Source organism: Leucobacter aridicollis, assembly GCF_024399335.1.
Classification (GTDB): domain Bacteria; phylum Actinomycetota; class Actinomycetes; order Actinomycetales; family Microbacteriaceae; genus Leucobacter; species Leucobacter aridicollis_A.
In genome coordinates this window covers 1,300,887-1,315,054 of the sequence record NZ_CP075339.1, presented here as the reverse complement: position 1 = coordinate 1,315,054, position 14,168 = coordinate 1,300,887, and the positions used below count along the sequence as shown (strand labels likewise).

At 66.0% G+C, this 14,168-nt stretch carries 16 protein-coding genes and 1 pseudogene; 10 read left to right on the top strand and 7 right to left on the bottom strand.

Annotated elements, in window-relative coordinates:
- Positions 1-94: 94 nt before the first annotated feature.
- Positions 95-601 (bottom strand): hypothetical protein, encoded by a 507-nt coding sequence (locus tag KI794_RS05885; RefSeq protein ID WP_255809457.1) that lies wholly within the window; start codon positions 599-601, stop codon positions 95-97.
- Between the two features lie 31 nt (positions 602-632).
- Between KI794_RS05885 and KI794_RS05880 the strand changes: the two genes are divergently transcribed.
- The gene (locus KI794_RS05880; RefSeq protein WP_255809456.1) at positions 633-962 is read left to right on the top strand and encodes a GNAT family N-acetyltransferase; all 330 of its coding nucleotides are present in this window, start codon (positions 633-635) and stop codon (positions 960-962) included.
- 9 nt (positions 963-971) lie between these two features.
- Here KI794_RS05880 and KI794_RS05875 read toward each other — a convergent pair whose 3' ends face one another.
- The 4 genes from KI794_RS05875 to KI794_RS05860 all read right to left on the bottom strand — a co-directional run bounded on the left by KI794_RS05875 (position 972) and on the right by KI794_RS05860 (position 5,170).
- A complete protein-coding gene (locus KI794_RS05875) occupies positions 972-1,613 on the bottom strand; it encodes an asparagine synthase (protein WP_119282927.1) in 642 nt (213 codons plus the stop codon).
- Positions 1,614-1,743: 130 nt separating this feature from the next.
- Positions 1,744-2,421 (bottom strand): metal-dependent transcriptional regulator, encoded by a 678-nt coding sequence (locus KI794_RS05870; protein WP_304941402.1) that lies wholly within the window; start codon positions 2,419-2,421, stop codon positions 1,744-1,746.
- 82 nt (positions 2,422-2,503) lie between these two features.
- A complete protein-coding gene (pdxR, locus tag KI794_RS05865; protein ID WP_119282925.1) occupies positions 2,504-4,042 on the bottom strand; it encodes a MocR-like pyridoxine biosynthesis transcription factor PdxR in 1,539 nt (512 codons plus the stop codon).
- Positions 4,043-4,099: 57 nt separating this feature from the next.
- Positions 4,100-5,170 carry an enoyl-CoA hydratase/isomerase family protein gene (locus KI794_RS05860; RefSeq protein ID WP_255809455.1) on the bottom strand — a complete coding sequence of 357 codons (1,071 nt, stop codon included), beginning with the start codon at positions 5,168-5,170 and terminating at the stop codon, positions 4,100-4,102.
- Between the two features lie 64 nt (positions 5,171-5,234).
- On the opposite strand from KI794_RS05860, the gene KI794_RS05855 reads away from it, so the two are divergent.
- From KI794_RS05855 to KI794_RS05815, 9 genes are all read left to right on the top strand, one after another.
- Complete coding sequence (locus KI794_RS05855; RefSeq protein WP_255809454.1) at positions 5,235-6,071, top strand: DUF3097 family protein; 837 nt, start codon at positions 5,235-5,237, stop codon at positions 6,069-6,071.
- Between the two features lie 52 nt (positions 6,072-6,123).
- Positions 6,124-6,972, top strand: coding sequence for an arginase family protein (locus KI794_RS05850; protein WP_119282922.1), 849 nt, complete (start codon positions 6,124-6,126; stop codon positions 6,970-6,972).
- 14 nt (positions 6,973-6,986) lie between these two features.
- Positions 6,987-7,358, top strand: coding sequence for a Fe-S oxidoreductase (locus KI794_RS05845; RefSeq protein WP_255809453.1), 372 nt, complete (start codon positions 6,987-6,989; stop codon positions 7,356-7,358).
- Between the two features lie 231 nt (positions 7,359-7,589).
- Entirely contained in the window at positions 7,590-9,125 is a 1,536-nt protein-coding gene (locus KI794_RS05840) for an ABC transporter substrate-binding protein (protein WP_119282920.1), read from the top strand.
- 108 nt (positions 9,126-9,233) lie between these two features.
- A complete protein-coding gene (locus tag KI794_RS05835) occupies positions 9,234-10,190 on the top strand; it encodes an ABC transporter permease (protein ID WP_119282919.1) in 957 nt (318 codons plus the stop codon).
- Positions 10,187-11,035 (top strand): ABC transporter permease, encoded by an 849-nt coding sequence (locus KI794_RS05830; RefSeq protein WP_119282918.1) that lies wholly within the window; start codon positions 10,187-10,189, stop codon positions 11,033-11,035. Before KI794_RS05835 ends, KI794_RS05830 begins: the two co-directional genes overlap by 4 nt.
- The gene (locus tag KI794_RS05825; protein WP_119282917.1) at positions 11,032-11,838 is read left to right on the top strand and encodes an ATP-binding cassette domain-containing protein; all 807 of its coding nucleotides are present in this window, start codon (positions 11,032-11,034) and stop codon (positions 11,836-11,838) included. Before KI794_RS05830 ends, KI794_RS05825 begins: the two co-directional genes overlap by 4 nt.
- The gene (locus tag KI794_RS05820) at positions 11,835-12,731 is read left to right on the top strand and encodes an ABC transporter ATP-binding protein (RefSeq protein ID WP_119282916.1); all 897 of its coding nucleotides are present in this window, start codon (positions 11,835-11,837) and stop codon (positions 12,729-12,731) included. The genes KI794_RS05825 and KI794_RS05820 overlap by 4 nt, the downstream gene beginning before the upstream one ends.
- Before the next feature lie 30 nt (positions 12,732-12,761).
- On the top strand, positions 12,762-13,250 hold the full coding sequence (locus KI794_RS05815; RefSeq protein WP_119282915.1) for a YbaK/EbsC family protein: 489 nt from the start codon (positions 12,762-12,764) through the stop codon (positions 13,248-13,250).
- Between the two features lie 173 nt (positions 13,251-13,423).
- Here KI794_RS05815 and KI794_RS16280 read toward each other — a convergent pair.
- Positions 13,424-13,531: pseudogene (locus KI794_RS16280) on the bottom strand (zf-HC2 domain-containing protein); the annotation flags it as partial.
- Positions 13,528-14,160, bottom strand: a complete 633-nt coding sequence (locus KI794_RS05805; protein ID WP_255809452.1) for a sigma-70 family RNA polymerase sigma factor — start codon at positions 14,158-14,160, stop codon at positions 13,528-13,530. The gene KI794_RS05805 and the pseudogene KI794_RS16280, both read right to left, overlap by 4 nt.
- Positions 14,161-14,168 lie beyond the last annotated feature (8 nt).

The window sequence follows — 14,168 nt, the reverse complement described above, 5'->3', positions numbered from 1 at the left end:
GCGGGCGAACAGTTGGTATCTCAGAGCATCGCACCCCATCGCAGTGCCCGCGAGCCCTAAAAACCAGTGTTCCCGCCAGGGACCCAGTAGGCGCCTAGCGTTCGGCGCAGGCCGCTCCGGCATCGGCCGGAAGCCCGAGCGCGGCGCGCGTATCTGCAGCCGCGCCAGCGATCGTTCCGCCGCCCTCCCATGAGTACCCGGCGATTGCGTCGGCGTCGAGCCCAGCGACCTCCGCTGCCTGCTGCGCGTCAGCCTCAAGTGTCTCGGCGACTGCGGCAACCGCCGCCTCGGCTTTGTCGGGCCATACGACAGCCGGATCAGTGAGGCGTTCCGCAGCGGCAGCCGAGCTCTTCTGCAGCGCCTCAAGTTCGACAATAATGGGGCCGGTGTCAGCCGAATCACCGCGGGCGACGGCCAGGCGGAGCCGGTCGAGCGCTGCGTCAACGTTGTCCCAGACCTGGTTCACTGGGCACACCGCATCGAGATAGCGGGCCCCTGCGGCCGACACTGTCAGCTCCTCGGGCTCGGGTTCCGGGGCCGAACATCCTGTGAGCGCGAGCACAGCGACGACCGCCGCCCCTAGAAGAAATCTTGCTCGCACCCTTTCAGGATAACGGGGTTAAGCTACGAGCATGGCGAGATACCTGACTGAGGCAGACGCGGCTGAGGCCGGCATTACGATCACCCATGAGCCCGAGGCGCAGCGGTTCGCGATCTATCGCGCGGACGAGTCTGGCCCGAAACTCGTTGGCGAGGCTCACTATTCATTCCCGCGCGATGGCGTCGTCGATTTCGACCACACGCTTGTTGATGACTCGCTGCGAGGCACCGGGCTCTCTGGCCTTCTTGCCAGGCGCGCCCTCAGCTCGGAAGTCGCGCAGGCACACACCGTCGAGGCGTCGTGCTGGTTCATCGAGGGCTACCTCGCGAAGCACCCGGAACTGCTCAACACGTCTAAGTAACGGAGCCGGCTACTTCGAGCTCTTGAGCCTGATCCGGTCCTTGAGGCTCGCTTTCGGGCTCTGCTGCTTGATGAGCGACGTGAGATCCTTCTCGATGAGCTGCTGAATGCGCTCGTCGCGATGGTCCTTGTAGTCATCGTCGTGCCCACCGCTGTAGTACGGATGGCTCGCGCGCTCTTTGAGCGAGTCGCCAATCTCAGACCACGCGAGCCCGCGCGCCCGCTCGACGGTCGCCCGCAGGTACTCATCGTTTTCGGTTCGAGCCCGAAGCTCGGCCGCGACCTGCTCGTACACCTCTTGCCGGTGCCGCAGCGTGCGGCTGTCGCTATTGCCGTACTCGGTCTCGCTCCACGAGCTGCGGCCTGTGTCTTTGATCTCACCCCTGACCCGCGAGATATGTCTCGCGTCGCGCTCCCGCTCGGCGGCGAGCTCGTTCAGCGAGTCACGTACCATCTCAAAGATCTGGGCCTCGTCGTAGTCCGCGTGTTCTTTGAGCGCGTTCATAATGATCGCGTTCTTCACGGTCATGCGCACGGCGACGTCGGCAACGAGCAGGCCCTGCTCAACAATTTCTTCAACGGGTGCGAGCACGCGCTTCGGGAGGCGGCGCGGCGGCTGCGCCTGCCGCTTACGCTTGGAAAACCAGCCCAACTCCGCCTCCTCTCAAGACACTTTTCCTATTATCTCGTATCGCCGTGCGCGGGGAAGCATTCCTTTACGAAAGGTATCAGTGAGGGGTGCCCCAATTGGCACAGCCAAAGCACGCCTGTGGCGGCATGCCTCACACGAGGGGTGAGGCCCAGACGGAATCTGAGGCGGCCTTGCCGAGCAGCACATGCGTGCCCGATCCGTTCACCTCGACAGCTGTCGTCTCGGAGTACGGCTCGCCCTCGAGCAACGAAAGCTCGGCGTCGACGATGATGCCGCGGGACGCGAAGTACTGGAGCATCTCTGGGTCGGCGTCAGAGATCCGCTCGACGCGCACACGGCACGGTGCGGCGATGTCGGTAAGCAACTGGGCCGCTGGCCTGTGTACGAGGCCGTCCGCGCTCGGGATCGGGTCGCCATGCGGGTCTCGGGTCGGGTAGTCGAGTACGCGGTCGATCCGATTCACCATCTCGTCGGAGACTGCGTGCTCGAGCCTGTCGGCCTCGTCGTGCACCTCGTCCCACGAGTAGTCGAGCACGCGAACGAGGAAGGTCTCGAGGAGCCGGTGCCTGCGGGTCATGACGACGGCGAGCTCACGCCCCTCGTCGGTGAGGGTGACGGTGCCGTAGCGCTGGTGGTCGATGAGACCGGAGTCGGCGAGCTTACGAAGCGCATCAGACACTGTGGAGAGACGCACCCCAGCCGACTCTGCGATCGCCGAATTCGTAATCGGGGTATCTGACCATTCGGCCAGGCTCCAGATCACTTTGAGGTAGTTCTGCATACTCGCAGTGATGTTGTCAACGCTCACCCGACAAGCGTACCGCGTCACGTTCGACCACCCACAGGCTGATGTGCGATAGGCGCCGCCCCCTTTCGGTACCGCCTGGCGGCTAGGCTTCCCTCAACACCGCGGCGAGCGAGCGCAGCGCCTCGTCAAATGCGACATCGTCTGGCCCGCCGAGCCCGATCACGAGCCCAGCCATTCCCGCGCCGTTGCGCTGCCAATATCCGCCGAGTGGTTCAGCGCCGAGTCCGGCTCTGCGGGTGAGGCGTACAACCGCCTCCTCCCTGTCCCGCAGGTCCGCGGGGTCTTGCCCGACGAACTCGATGACTGCGTGCAGACCGCCGTCCATCGGCCTGACGCGCACCCCGTGTGTCCCGGCGAGCCGCTCCGAAACAAGGTCGCGGCGCTCGGCGTAGCGGCGAAGCAAGCGAGCGGTGTGCCTGCGCAGCTCCCCCGTTGCGAGGTAGTGCGCGAGGGCGACCTGCACGACCGACGACACGGGGCCGCCGAGTTCTCTGCGCACCGGTTCAACAAGCGCGCGGATCCCTGCGGGGGCAAGCATGTAGCCAGCAGACAACGATGGCGCGACGGTGCGGGAGAACGTACCAAGCAGCACGACTGAGCCGGCCACGTCGTCGTCAAGAGCGGCGAGCGTCGGGAGCGGGCTGCCTGTAAAGCGAAGCTCTGAGTCGAAGTCGTCTTCAACGACCACAACGCCGCCCCGCCCCGCCCAGTCGAGCAGCTCTCGCCTGCGGACCAGTGGAAGGGAGCCGCCGAGCGGGTACTGGTGGCTCGGCGTGACGATGACGAGGTCGAGCACACCCTCGGGGAGGCGCGCGGTGTCGAGCCCCGCGCTATCTGTAGGGAGTGCGACGATGCGGGCGCCGTGGCGGGCAGCGACGCCGCGCAGCGAGGGCAGACCGGGATCTTCGACGCCCACAACAAGGCCGCGCCCGCGCGTCGTGCCGAGTGCGGTGAGCAGCAGGCCTAGCCCCTCGCGTGTACCCGCGGTCACAATGACGTCTCCCGCGGACCGCGCCGTGGCGCGCATTCTGCGCAGGTGGTCTGCGATTTCAGCGCGCAGCCTGTCGTCTCCGAGCGCCGGGGCGACGACGTGGGCCCGAGCCGCCGCCTCCCGCCAGGCAGCACGCCACGCCGGGCTGTTGATCGCGCTCGGGATCGGCTCGCCTGGGGCGAGCGGGGCGCGGCCGAGCACTCCGTCGTCCGCGCCAGGGGTGCCGGTGGCATTCCGATTGCTTGAAACCCCGGGCGCCGATCCGGATCTCGCGCCTTGCGCGTCGCTTCGCCCGCCAGCGGGCGCAGACATGCGTTCAAGCTGCGGGTTCACGGCGGTGCCGCGCCCGTGAGTCGCGACGAGGTAGCCCTCTGCGATGAGCTGCTCGTAGGACGCGACGACGACGCCGCGCGCCACGCCAATTCGGCGGGCGAGCTCACGGGTCGCCGGAACTGCCTCTGCAGGCCGCAGCGTCCCAGCGTCGATTGCCTCGCGAAGCGCGGCCGCGAGCTGCACAGGCAGTGGCGTCTCGAGTTCGCGGTCGAGCTCAACGGGGAACTCCCTGGGGGCCCCTCGCGGGGGCCGCCCACGGCCGCCCGGTCGAGCTGACCGATCGTGCTCCACTGTCATTCCACTAGGGTAGCTCGGCCGCGCGGCCCAGATCGCGTCGCAGCCAGCTCCCGCCCGCTACAGGCCGAGGCCAGACTGCCCAGCGTCGTGGGGCGCAAGGATCGCGGCGATCTCGTCAGGGTTGACGTCCTCGACTCGCGCGGGCACCCACTTCGGGTTGCGGTCTTTGTCGACGAGCTGCGCACGCACGCCCTCAGCGAAGTTTGGCAACACAGCGAGCCTGGGCACGATGCGGTAATCGTCTTCCAGCACCTCGGCGACGGTGAGGCCCTCGGCCCTCGTCCGCGCAATCTGCGCGACGCTCACGACGAGCGAGACCGGACACATGCCGCGAACGAGTGCCGCGGTCTCGGCCGCGACGGGCAGCGGGCTCGCCTCAAGCGCCTGAATCAGTGCCACGCTCGCTCCGACAGGGTCCGTCACCGCGTCGACGCTCGTGAGCGCCGCGTCGGCGATGGGATCAAACCATTCGCGCACGGCCAGGAGCGGCGCGTCGGGTACCGGCTCGGCAAACTCGGCGAGCGTCGCCGCCGGATCGCCGCTTGCGGCAAGCGCAGCCCGCAGGTCGTCAAGCCTGTCGCTGCGAACGAGGGTGTCTGCAAATCCAAGCGCGATCGCATCGGCAGGACCCATCTCGTTCGCGGTGATCGCGAGGTACTCGCCGAGCCTTCCCGGCGCCCGCGCAAGCAGGAAGTGTCCGCCGACGTCGGGCATGATCCCAATGCGCGCTTCGGGCATCGCAAGCTTCGAGCGTTCGGTGACCACGCGGAACGCGGCGTGGCCGCCAAGCCCGATGCCGCCGCCCATTGCGATGCCGTCCATGAGCGCGACAACAGGGACAGGGGACGCGCTGATGCGGTTGTCCACCCGGTACTCGGCGCCGAACAGCGCCCTCGGGTCGCCGCCAAATGCGATCTGTTTGATGTCCCCACCCCCGCAGAAGCCACGCTCCCCCGCGCCGTCAAGCACGATGGCGGCAGAGCCTGCGGCTGCGTCAAGCGCGGCGTCAAGCCCTGCAAACATCTCGGTGTTGAGTGCGTTGATCACCCTCGGACGGTTGAGCGTCACTCGCGTGACCGCGCCTTCGCGGGCAACAAGGATGAGCGGTTCAGAAACTTCAGCGTTCATATCGCCACGGTAGCAGCCCAGTATCTGCGGCGCACGGCGGCCCGCGTTCGCTAGGCTCAGTGTCGTGTTCGACAACCGTTACGACAACGACCCCATCGCCCGGATGAAGCCACGCCGCGGGCCAGTAGAGCGCGCCGAGGTGGAGCTTACGAAGGGTCTCGTCGTCGAGCACAGCCTGACCGAGTTCTGCGGCGCAGTCGTTGACGCTCGCGACGGCGTGCTGAAGCTTGAAGACTTCGATGGCGCGGTGCGCGGGTTTCCGCTGTCAGACGCGTTCCTCGTCGATGGCAAGCCCGTGAAGTTTGTTCCGCCGAAGAAGTCCCAAGCGCGCCGGCGCACCGCGTCTGGATCGTTCGCGGCGCCGCTCGAGCGGGCCCGTGTCGCAATGCCGAGCCGAATTTTTGTCGAGGGCAAGCATGACGCCGAGCTCGTTGAGCAGGTCTGGGGCGACGACCTGCGTATTGAGGGAATCGTTGTCGAGCTACTCGACGGCGCAGATCATCTCGAGCAGGTGCTCGCCGAGTTCAAGCCGGGCCCGGGGCGCCGAGCGGGCGTGCTGCTTGACCACCTTGTCACGGGCTCGAAAGAGACGAGGATCGCAGAGGCCATCGCGCGAGAGCCGCACGGAGAACACGTCAGAATCGTTGGTCACCCCTACATCGATATCTGGGAGGCGGTGAAGCCCGAACGGCTTGGGCTCACCGTGTGGCCGAAGATTCCGCGCGGCATTGACTGGAAGACGGGCATCTGCCGCGCGCTCGGGTGGCCGTCTGAAGACCTCGCCGACACGGCCGAGGCGTGGCAGCGAATCAGGGGCAGAGTGCGAAACTTCCGCGACCTCGAGCCCCAGCTCGTCGGCCGCGTCGAGGAACTCATCGATTTTGTATCTGTCGGGCACTGACTCAGCTACACCGGCGTAGGCTGAGGGAATCACATAGCTAAGGGTGGGTGCGATGGCTGAGCCGACCAAATCGATCTTTTTGTTGATGCCCGAATGGCAGGGCTCCTCGTCCTCGCGCGCGATGCTGATCACTGACGGTGCGGCACACCTCAGGGAGGACCTGCCGCCAGCGGCGCGCTTCGACGTTGCCGTGCCGCAGCAGGCGGGCGATGCGCTCGGGACGCCAGTCGCACGATTGAGCTCGGTTGTCGCTGCCCGCGACGCGGCCCGCGAGATCTTGCGCACGGCAGAGGAGCCAGCAATCACGCTCGGCGGCGATTGCGCCTCAACGCTCGCCGGCCTCGACCGCGCAGTCGAGCGCGACCCTGACGTCGCCGTGATCTGGTTCGATGCGCACCCGGATCTGCAGCATCCGAGCACGTCGCCCTCTGGCGCCGCCTCAGGGATGGCGCTGAGGCACGCGCTCGGCCTCGGCATAGCGGACCTGAACGCCACGCATCCTGTCGCGCCGAGCCGCGTGCTTCTTGTTGGCGCGCGCGAGGTCGATCCTGAAGAAATGCATGCGATCGACGAGCTCGGCATCCGCCGCCTCGCAGCTTCGTCCGAGGGCCCCGCCGAGGCAGTGAGCGGCTGGCTCGCCGAGGTTGGGGCGACGAGCGTCTACGTACACATCGACCTCGATGTGCTTGACCCTGCCGAGTTCTCGGCCGTGCACTCCCCCGTGCCGTTCGGCCTCGCAGTCGCCGATCTCGCCGCTGCCGTGCGCGCTGCCGTCGCCGAGGCGTCACTCGCGGGTGCCGCGATCTGCGAGTTCGCGCCAGCCACTTCAGACATCGCCTCAGACGACTCTCCGACGGTCTTGCGCTTGCTCGCCGCCCTCGTGTCAGGCGGCAGCAAGTGACAGGTGACGCCCAAGTGGCGGTTTCGCGCCCGAGCGCGCGGCGCAATCTCCCGTTCGCATGGTTCGGGTACGCCTACGCCACTGCCGTCGGCTTCATTTGGGGCAGCATCTGGTCGACGGGAGCCGTCGAGCGCATCGACGGGCTGTGGGTGTTTCGTGGCATGCCGCGCTGGACGTTTGGCAGAGGCGGCAGCTGCGTCGGGGCTTGCTATCTCACCGACGCGAATGTCAGCCCAGCAATCCTCAGGCACGAGCAGGTCCACCGCCGTCAGTGGCGCCGCTATGGCCTCGCGATGCCACTGCTGTACTTCCTCGCCGGCCGCGACCCGCTCGTCAACAGGTTCGAGGTCGAGGCGGGGCTTCGCGACGGCGGTTACATCCGCTAGCCTCCGCGGGCAGGAACCGACCGCGCGGTTCGTAACAACACTGCAACAAGGTCGTCGTCGCTACGCAACTTCGAGTGCGCCCAGCGTAGTCTCGATCCTCGACACCCGCGCAGCGAAGCGCAGGCGTTCAGTGCGCACCACGCCCGCGCTGATCCCGTCTGCGTTCGCCATGAGCTAACGCAGGCTCCCATACAGCCCTATCTGCCGAGCAGATCGACCCGAGGAGTCACCGTGAGTGAGTCGAACCCGCAGTCGCCGACGTACACGAAGCGCACGCGCTCAAAGACGCCCATCGTCATCGGCGTCATCATCCTTGTCGGCCTCATCGCCGCCGTCGCCGCGTACTTCGCACTCACCCGCCCGACTGCCGACGGCGATTCGCGAAAAGAGCTCGCTGTCGGGCTGGTTCTCGAGCCGACGAGCCTCGATGTGAGAAACGACGCAGGCGTCGCAACCGGCCAGGTCCTCATCGACAACGTCTACCAGGGCCTCGTTGGCATCGAGGCAGGCAGCATCGCCGACATCGTTCCTGTTCTCGCGACAGAGATGCCCGAGGTCAGCTCTGATGGGCTCGAATACACGTTCACGCTGCGCTCGGGCGTCACCTTCCACTCGGGTGCCGAACTCACTGCCGACGACGTTGTCTCCTCGCTTTCGACGGCACTCACGACCGACTCGGTCGGGTTCGCCGCGAACGTCGAGAAGGTCGACGCCAACACCGTGAGCATCGTGCTCGAACAGCCAAACTCGCGGCTGCTTTGGGAGCTCGCAGGCTCGGCCGGCGTCATTCTCGAAGGCGGTTCGACCGACGGCCTCCAAAACTCTGCCAACGGCACCGGCCCGTTCACGTTCACCAGGTGGAAGCAGGGCGACAGCATCACGCTTGACAAGTACGCTGACTACTGGGGCGAGCCAGCACTCGTAGACCGCGCAACTTTCAGGTTCTTCCCCGAGGGCCGCGCCGCAGTGAACGCGTTGAAGGACGGCGACATTGACGTGCACACGGCCCTGCTCTCGCCACTGCGCGCCGAGTTCGAGGGCAACGCGAACTTCGAGATGGTTCGTGCAGATAGCGCCGATGTCTTCACGCTCGCGTACAACAGCGCCCGTGCCCCCTTCGACGACCCTCGAGTGCGCAAGGCGCTCAGCATGGCAATCAACGGCGAAGCCCTTGTCGCGTCGCAAAACGGCGACGCTGTGCAGCTCGGCAGCCCCATCACAAAGCTTGAGCCCGGATATGTCGATCTCACCGATGTGAACGCCTACGACCCCGAGGCTGCGCGTGCGCTCCTCGCAGAGGCCGGCCAGTCCAACCTCAGCCTCACAATCACGTCGCCGAACTTCTACGACACCGCAGCGCTCGACATGGTGACAAGCCAGCTCGCCGAGGTCGGCGTTTCGGCAAAGGTAAAGCCTGTTGAGTTCCCGACGTGGTTGAACGACGTCTACTCGAACCACGACTTTGACCTCAGCTATGTTGATCACGCAGAGGCGCGCGACCTCGGCAACTACGCGAACCCTGACTACTACTTCGGCTATGACAGCCCAGAGGTGCAGCGCCTGTACGCCGAGTCGCTCGCAAGTACCGACGAGGACGCAGAAGCGAAGCTTCTCGAGGACGCAGCTCGCGTTATCGCGGACGACGCTCCCGCGAAGTGGCTCTTCAACTACACCCCAACAAATGTCATCAGTACGAAGGTCACTGGTTTCCCGAGCGTGAACACCAACGCCCGAGTCAGCCTCGCCGGAGTCTCGATCGACGAGTAGCGAGTCTCGACCGTTCGGGCCTGGAGGCCGCCTATTGCGCGCTCTCTGGGCCCGAACACGTCTCGTCCCAACGCACACAGGAGGCCCCAGAATGAGTAGTCTCGGAACGTGACGCGATTCATCATTGGCCGCACAGGACTCCTGGCTCTCGCCTGGCTCGTCGCGAGCGTGCTCATCTTCGCAACGTTGCGAATTCTTCCAGGCGACGTCGCCCAGGTCATCGGCGGCACCCAGGCGTCCCCAGCCCAGGTTGAGAACTTGCGCGAGCAGCTCGGTCTGAACCGCCCGCTGTTCACTCAGTACGTCGACTGGATCGGCGGCGTGCTGCGCTTCGACCTCGGGCATTCGGTTGTCACAGGGACTGAGATCTCGGCGGAGCTCGCTGAGAAAGCTGAGGTCACCATTCCGCTGACGATCATGTCTCTCGCGGTCGTGCTTCTCGTCGCGCTCCCCCTCGGTGTCTTTGCGGCGTACCGCAACTCGACGCCCCTCGGCCAGCTCGTGTCTGCATCGAGCGTGCTTGCGTCGGCGATCCCCGTCGTGTGGGCGGGACTCCTCGGCACGCTTGTCCTCTCCTCCTGGCTCGGCTGGCTTCCTTCTCAGGGGTTCCCGCTCGACGGCTGGGAGAGACCGCTCCATGCGTTCAGATCGCTCGTGCTGCCTGCGCTCACAATTGGGCTCATTGAGGGTGCGATCCTCTTCAGACTTGTGCGCAGCGCAACGCTGCGCGCGCTTGACGCTGACCACGTGCGCACCGCGATGTCGCAGGGAAACTCGCGCCTTCGCGCTCTCCTCACGCAGGGCCTTCCCGGGGTCGGGTTGTCGATCATCTCGATGCTTGGACTCCAGGCCGCGGCGCTGCTCGTCGGCGCCGTCGTTGTCGAGCAATTGTTTAGCCTGCCGGGACTTGGCACAATGCTTGTCTCGGATGTTGGCGAGCGTGATCTCCCGAAGGTCCAGTCAACACTCCTGGTACTCACCTCCGTGATTCTCGTCATGGGGGCTCTCGTCGACGTGGTGCACCGCATTATCGACCCCCGGCTCCGAGCGGAGGGTGAGGAATGAAGACCCTCCGAAAAGTCTTGCGAAGGCCCGTCGGTGTCTTCGCGGTTGTCGTACTCGCCCTCGTCGCGTGCGTGTCGATCGCTTCCTATTTTTGGCTCCCACAGGATCCAAACTACGCGACAGGAAATGTCTGGCTGCCGCCCTCGGCCGAGCACTGGCTCGGCACAGACGGCAGCGGCCGCGACATCGCGTCGCGCCTCCTCGCTGGCAGCCGCGTCTCGTTCGGGGTTGCGCTCGGAACCGGCGTGCTTGCGAGCGTCATCGGCTTTCTGCTCGCGCTCCTCGGCGGCCTCGGCAAGCGCCCAGTAAGGGAAGTCGTGGCCGTGGGTATCGACGTGCTCGTCGCTTTCCCAACGACGCTGCTCGCGATCATGCTCACTGCTGTCTTCGGCAGCGGCATCCCGATCGTCGTCGCCGCGCTCGGGATCGCGTTTGGCGTCTCCATGGGCCGCGTGCTGCGCGCCGAGTTTCGACAGGTGCAGGGCGCTGACTTCGTTGTCGCGGCTCAAGTTGCAGGGCTCTCTCGCACTCGGATCCTGTTTCGCCACCTCATTCCGAGCGTGCTTCCCATCTATATTGTGCAGGTCACCTGGACGATGGGGACCGCCGTGCTCGCCGAGGCGAGCCTGAGCTACCTCGGCTTCGGTGCTCCAAAAGACGTTCCATCATGGGGCGGCATGCTCGCCTCAACTCAGCGCTTCGTGTCGATCTACCCGGAGACGGTGGTCTGGCCAGGCCTCGCGATCACCGTGACAGTGCTCGCGTTCTTCCTGTTCGGCGACCAGCTCCGCGACGCTCTCGACATGCGTGACCCAGCCGACGAGACAGCGGAGGTGCCCAGGTGAGCGAACAGCACGATCAGCTTGAGACTGGCGCGACGGAACTCGTTGTCGAAGATCTCCGAGTAGCCATTGGCGGCACTGAGATCCTGCACGGGATCAGCTTCAGCCTCGAGGCTGGTGAACGCCTCGGAATCATAGGTGGGTCCGGTTCGGGCAAGACGATGACGGCGCTCGCGATCGCTGGCCTACTCCCCCGCGAGGCGACAGTGAGCGGCTCGGTGCGGGCGAACGGCCGAGAGCTGCTGGGGTTGTCGGACCGCGAGCTCGCTGCGATCCGAGGTGACCGCATCGGAATGGTGTTCCAGGAACCGAAGACCGCTCTCAGCCCGTTTCGTCGGCTCGGCGTCCAGATGACCGAGGCACTCGCTCTCCACTACCATCTCGATCGCGGGGAGCGGCGGGAGGCGGCGCTCAGGCTCGCACACCAGGTCGGGCTCCGCGATCCTGAACGCATCGTGCGGGCCTACCCACACGAGGTGTCGGGAGGTCAACGACAGCGCGCTGCGATCGCGGCTGCGATCTCGGCGTCTCCGGGTCTACTGCTGGCCGACGAGCCGACGACCGCGCTTGACGTGACAGTGCAGCGGGGAATCCTCGAGCTGTTCACCGAGATCACCGACCGTGACGAGTGCTCACTCGTCTGTATCACCCACGACATCGCCGTCGTGAACCAGGTTGCAGAGCGCGTGCTCGTCTTCGCCGACGGCGAGATCGTCGAACAGGGCAGCGTGCGCGAGATTCTCGAGCGCCCGACCCACGCGGTCACGCGGGCGCTCATCGCGGCAGCGGGAGGGGAAGCTGCATGAATGAGCAGACACCGCCCGCGGCACAGTGGACGGGCAGCACCCCCTGGACGGGGCAGCTGAACCTTCCCGACGCGGCTGAACGCGCGCGCGAGGCCGGGCACCCGCTCGTCGAGCTCGCGAACGTGTCGAAGGAGTTTCGCACGCCCGCGCGGAAGCTGTTCGAGCGCGGTCAAGTCGTGCGCGCGCTCGACAGCGCCTCGCTCACAATCGAGCGCGGCGAGAGCGTCGCGATCGTCGGCGAATCGGGGTCGGGGAAGACAACCCTCATCAGGCAGCTCCTCGGACTGAGCAAGCCGACCGCGGGAACCGTGAAGTTTGCGGGCAGGGAGGTCGACCCGACATCGGGCGACCTCGGCTGGCTGCGACGCCGCACAGGGCTCGTCTTCCAAGACCCGTACTCGTCGTTCAACCCGCGCCGCACAATCGAACAGTCGGTGGCGGAGTCCCTCGAGGGCGCAGGATTCCAGGGGGAGCACGGCGCAATGGTTCGCGCGGTACTCGAACGCGTCGGGCTGCCAGCGAGCGCCGCAACCCGCTACCCCGACGCCTTCTCAGGAGGGCAGCGTCAGCGTATCGCGGTCGCCCGTGCGATCGTGCACGGCCCGGAGCTACTCGTCGGCGACGAGCCGGTGAGCGCGCTCGACGTGCTCGTGCGGGCACGCGTCTTGGGGCTTCTTGCCGAGCTTCGGGCCGAGTTCGGGCTCACCCTCGTCACGATCACACACGACCTCGGCATCGTCCCGCAGCTCGCGGAGCGCACGATCGTGATGCAGGGTGGCAGGATCGTCGAGGACGGCCCTACCGCGGAGCTTCTTGCAGCCCCGACGCACCCGTACACCAGGGAGCTCGTCGCATCGCGGCTGCAGCTTCCCGACACGACCTGGCGCGGCTAAGCCAACACCGCAGGAATCGGAGGATCAGATATGAGCATCGACACCGTACGCGCTGACCTACTCGCGCAGGGCTGGACAGGCACCATCCTCGAGTTTGCCGAGTCGAGCGCCACAGTTGAGCTCGCCGCCAAGCAGGCAGGGACGGAGCCCGCCCGCATCGCGAAGACGCTCGCGTTTGCGAGCACGACCGATGTGCCTGGCGCAATCCTCGTCGTCGCCGCGGGCGACGCGAAGGTCAACGGCGGCATGTTCAAGCGTGAGTTTCGGGCAAAGCCGAGCATGCTGAAGTTCGACGACGTCGAACAGCTCACGGGCCACCCGGTTGGCGGCGTGTGCCCGTTTGCGAACCCCGACGACGCGCGCGTCTACCTCGACGAGTCACTCAGACGTTTCGCCACGGTGTTTCCGGCAGCTGGCAGTGCAAACTCAGCCGTCGAGCTCACGATCGCGGAGCTCGAGGAGTTGAGCGACGCCCTCGGGTGGGTCGATGTCTGCACAGGCTGGCGCGACGAAGCATAGGCTGAGTCCCTCGCCCGAACGGGCAGGGCCGCGAGCCCCGGCTAGACCGAGAGGCCGCGGAGAATCGCGTCGCGCAGGTCGGCCGGCGCGGCGCCGTCGCGCTCTTCCTCGCATGCGCGGCGAACCGCGGTGGTCAAGCGCGCGCAGACGCTCTCTTCATTCTGGCAGTCGGTACAGTGCTCGAGGTGCTCACGAATTGGGGCTGATTCCTCTGCGCACAGCTCACCGCGCAGCAACTCATAAATATTGGCTTTGGCTTTGTCGCACCCGCAGTCACTCATCGCGCGGCTCCCTTCTTGGTTGATGTCTGTGTTGCCGTGTCGGCTCTATCAAGTCCAACGCCCTGTTCCCTGGCGTATTCCCCGAGGACCTGCCTGAGCTTTGCCCGCCCACGGTGCAGTCGGCTCATGACCGTGCCGATCGGCACGCCCTGAATGTCGGCGATCTCTTGATAGCTGAACCCCTCAACGTCTGCGAGGTAGACGGCCATCCGAAAGTCTTCGGCGAGATCATTGAGGGCGGTCGTGACGACCGAATCCGGGGTGCGGTCGATTGCCTCCGCCTCAGCAGACTGCGAGGCCATGGCCGTTGTTGATTCGGCTCCACCGAGCTGCCAGTCCTCCAGCTCCTCGACGGCGCCGAGGAACGGCTGGCGCTGCTTCTTGCGGTACGTGTTGATGTAGCTGTTCGTCATGATGCGGTACAACCACGCCTTGAGGTTCGTACCCTGCTCGAACGAGGAGAACGCTTGGAATGCCTTCAAGAAGGTCTCCTGCACGAGGTCCTGCGCGTCCTGCTGGTTCCGCGTCATCTTCATCGCGGCGCCAAAGAGTTGGTCAAGGAGCGGCAACGCCTCTTCGGCGAAGCGGGCCTGAAGGTCGCCGCTCGCCGCCTGCTCATTGCTATTCACACACCCAG

Excerpts from the sequence above, each read along its gene's own strand:
- KI794_RS05880 (WP_255809456.1), top strand. The coding sequence starts at position 633 with ATGGCGAGATACCTGACTGAGGCAGACGCGGCTGAGGCCGGCATTACG.
- pdxR (WP_119282925.1), bottom strand. The coding sequence starts at position 4,042 with ATGACAGTGGAGCACGATCGGTCAGCTCGACCGGGCGGCCGTGGGCGG.
- KI794_RS05860 (WP_255809455.1), bottom strand. The coding sequence starts at position 5,170 with ATGAACGCTGAAGTTTCTGAACCGCTCATCCTTGTTGCCCGCGAAGGC.
- KI794_RS05850 (WP_119282922.1), top strand. The coding sequence starts at position 6,124 with ATGGCTGAGCCGACCAAATCGATCTTTTTGTTGATGCCCGAATGGCAG.
- KI794_RS05830 (WP_119282918.1), top strand. The coding sequence starts at position 10,187 with ATGAAGACCCTCCGAAAAGTCTTGCGAAGGCCCGTCGGTGTCTTCGCG.
- KI794_RS05820 (WP_119282916.1), top strand. The coding sequence starts at position 11,835 with ATGAATGAGCAGACACCGCCCGCGGCACAGTGGACGGGCAGCACCCCC.
- KI794_RS05815 (WP_119282915.1), top strand. The coding sequence starts at position 12,762 with ATGAGCATCGACACCGTACGCGCTGACCTACTCGCGCAGGGCTGGACA.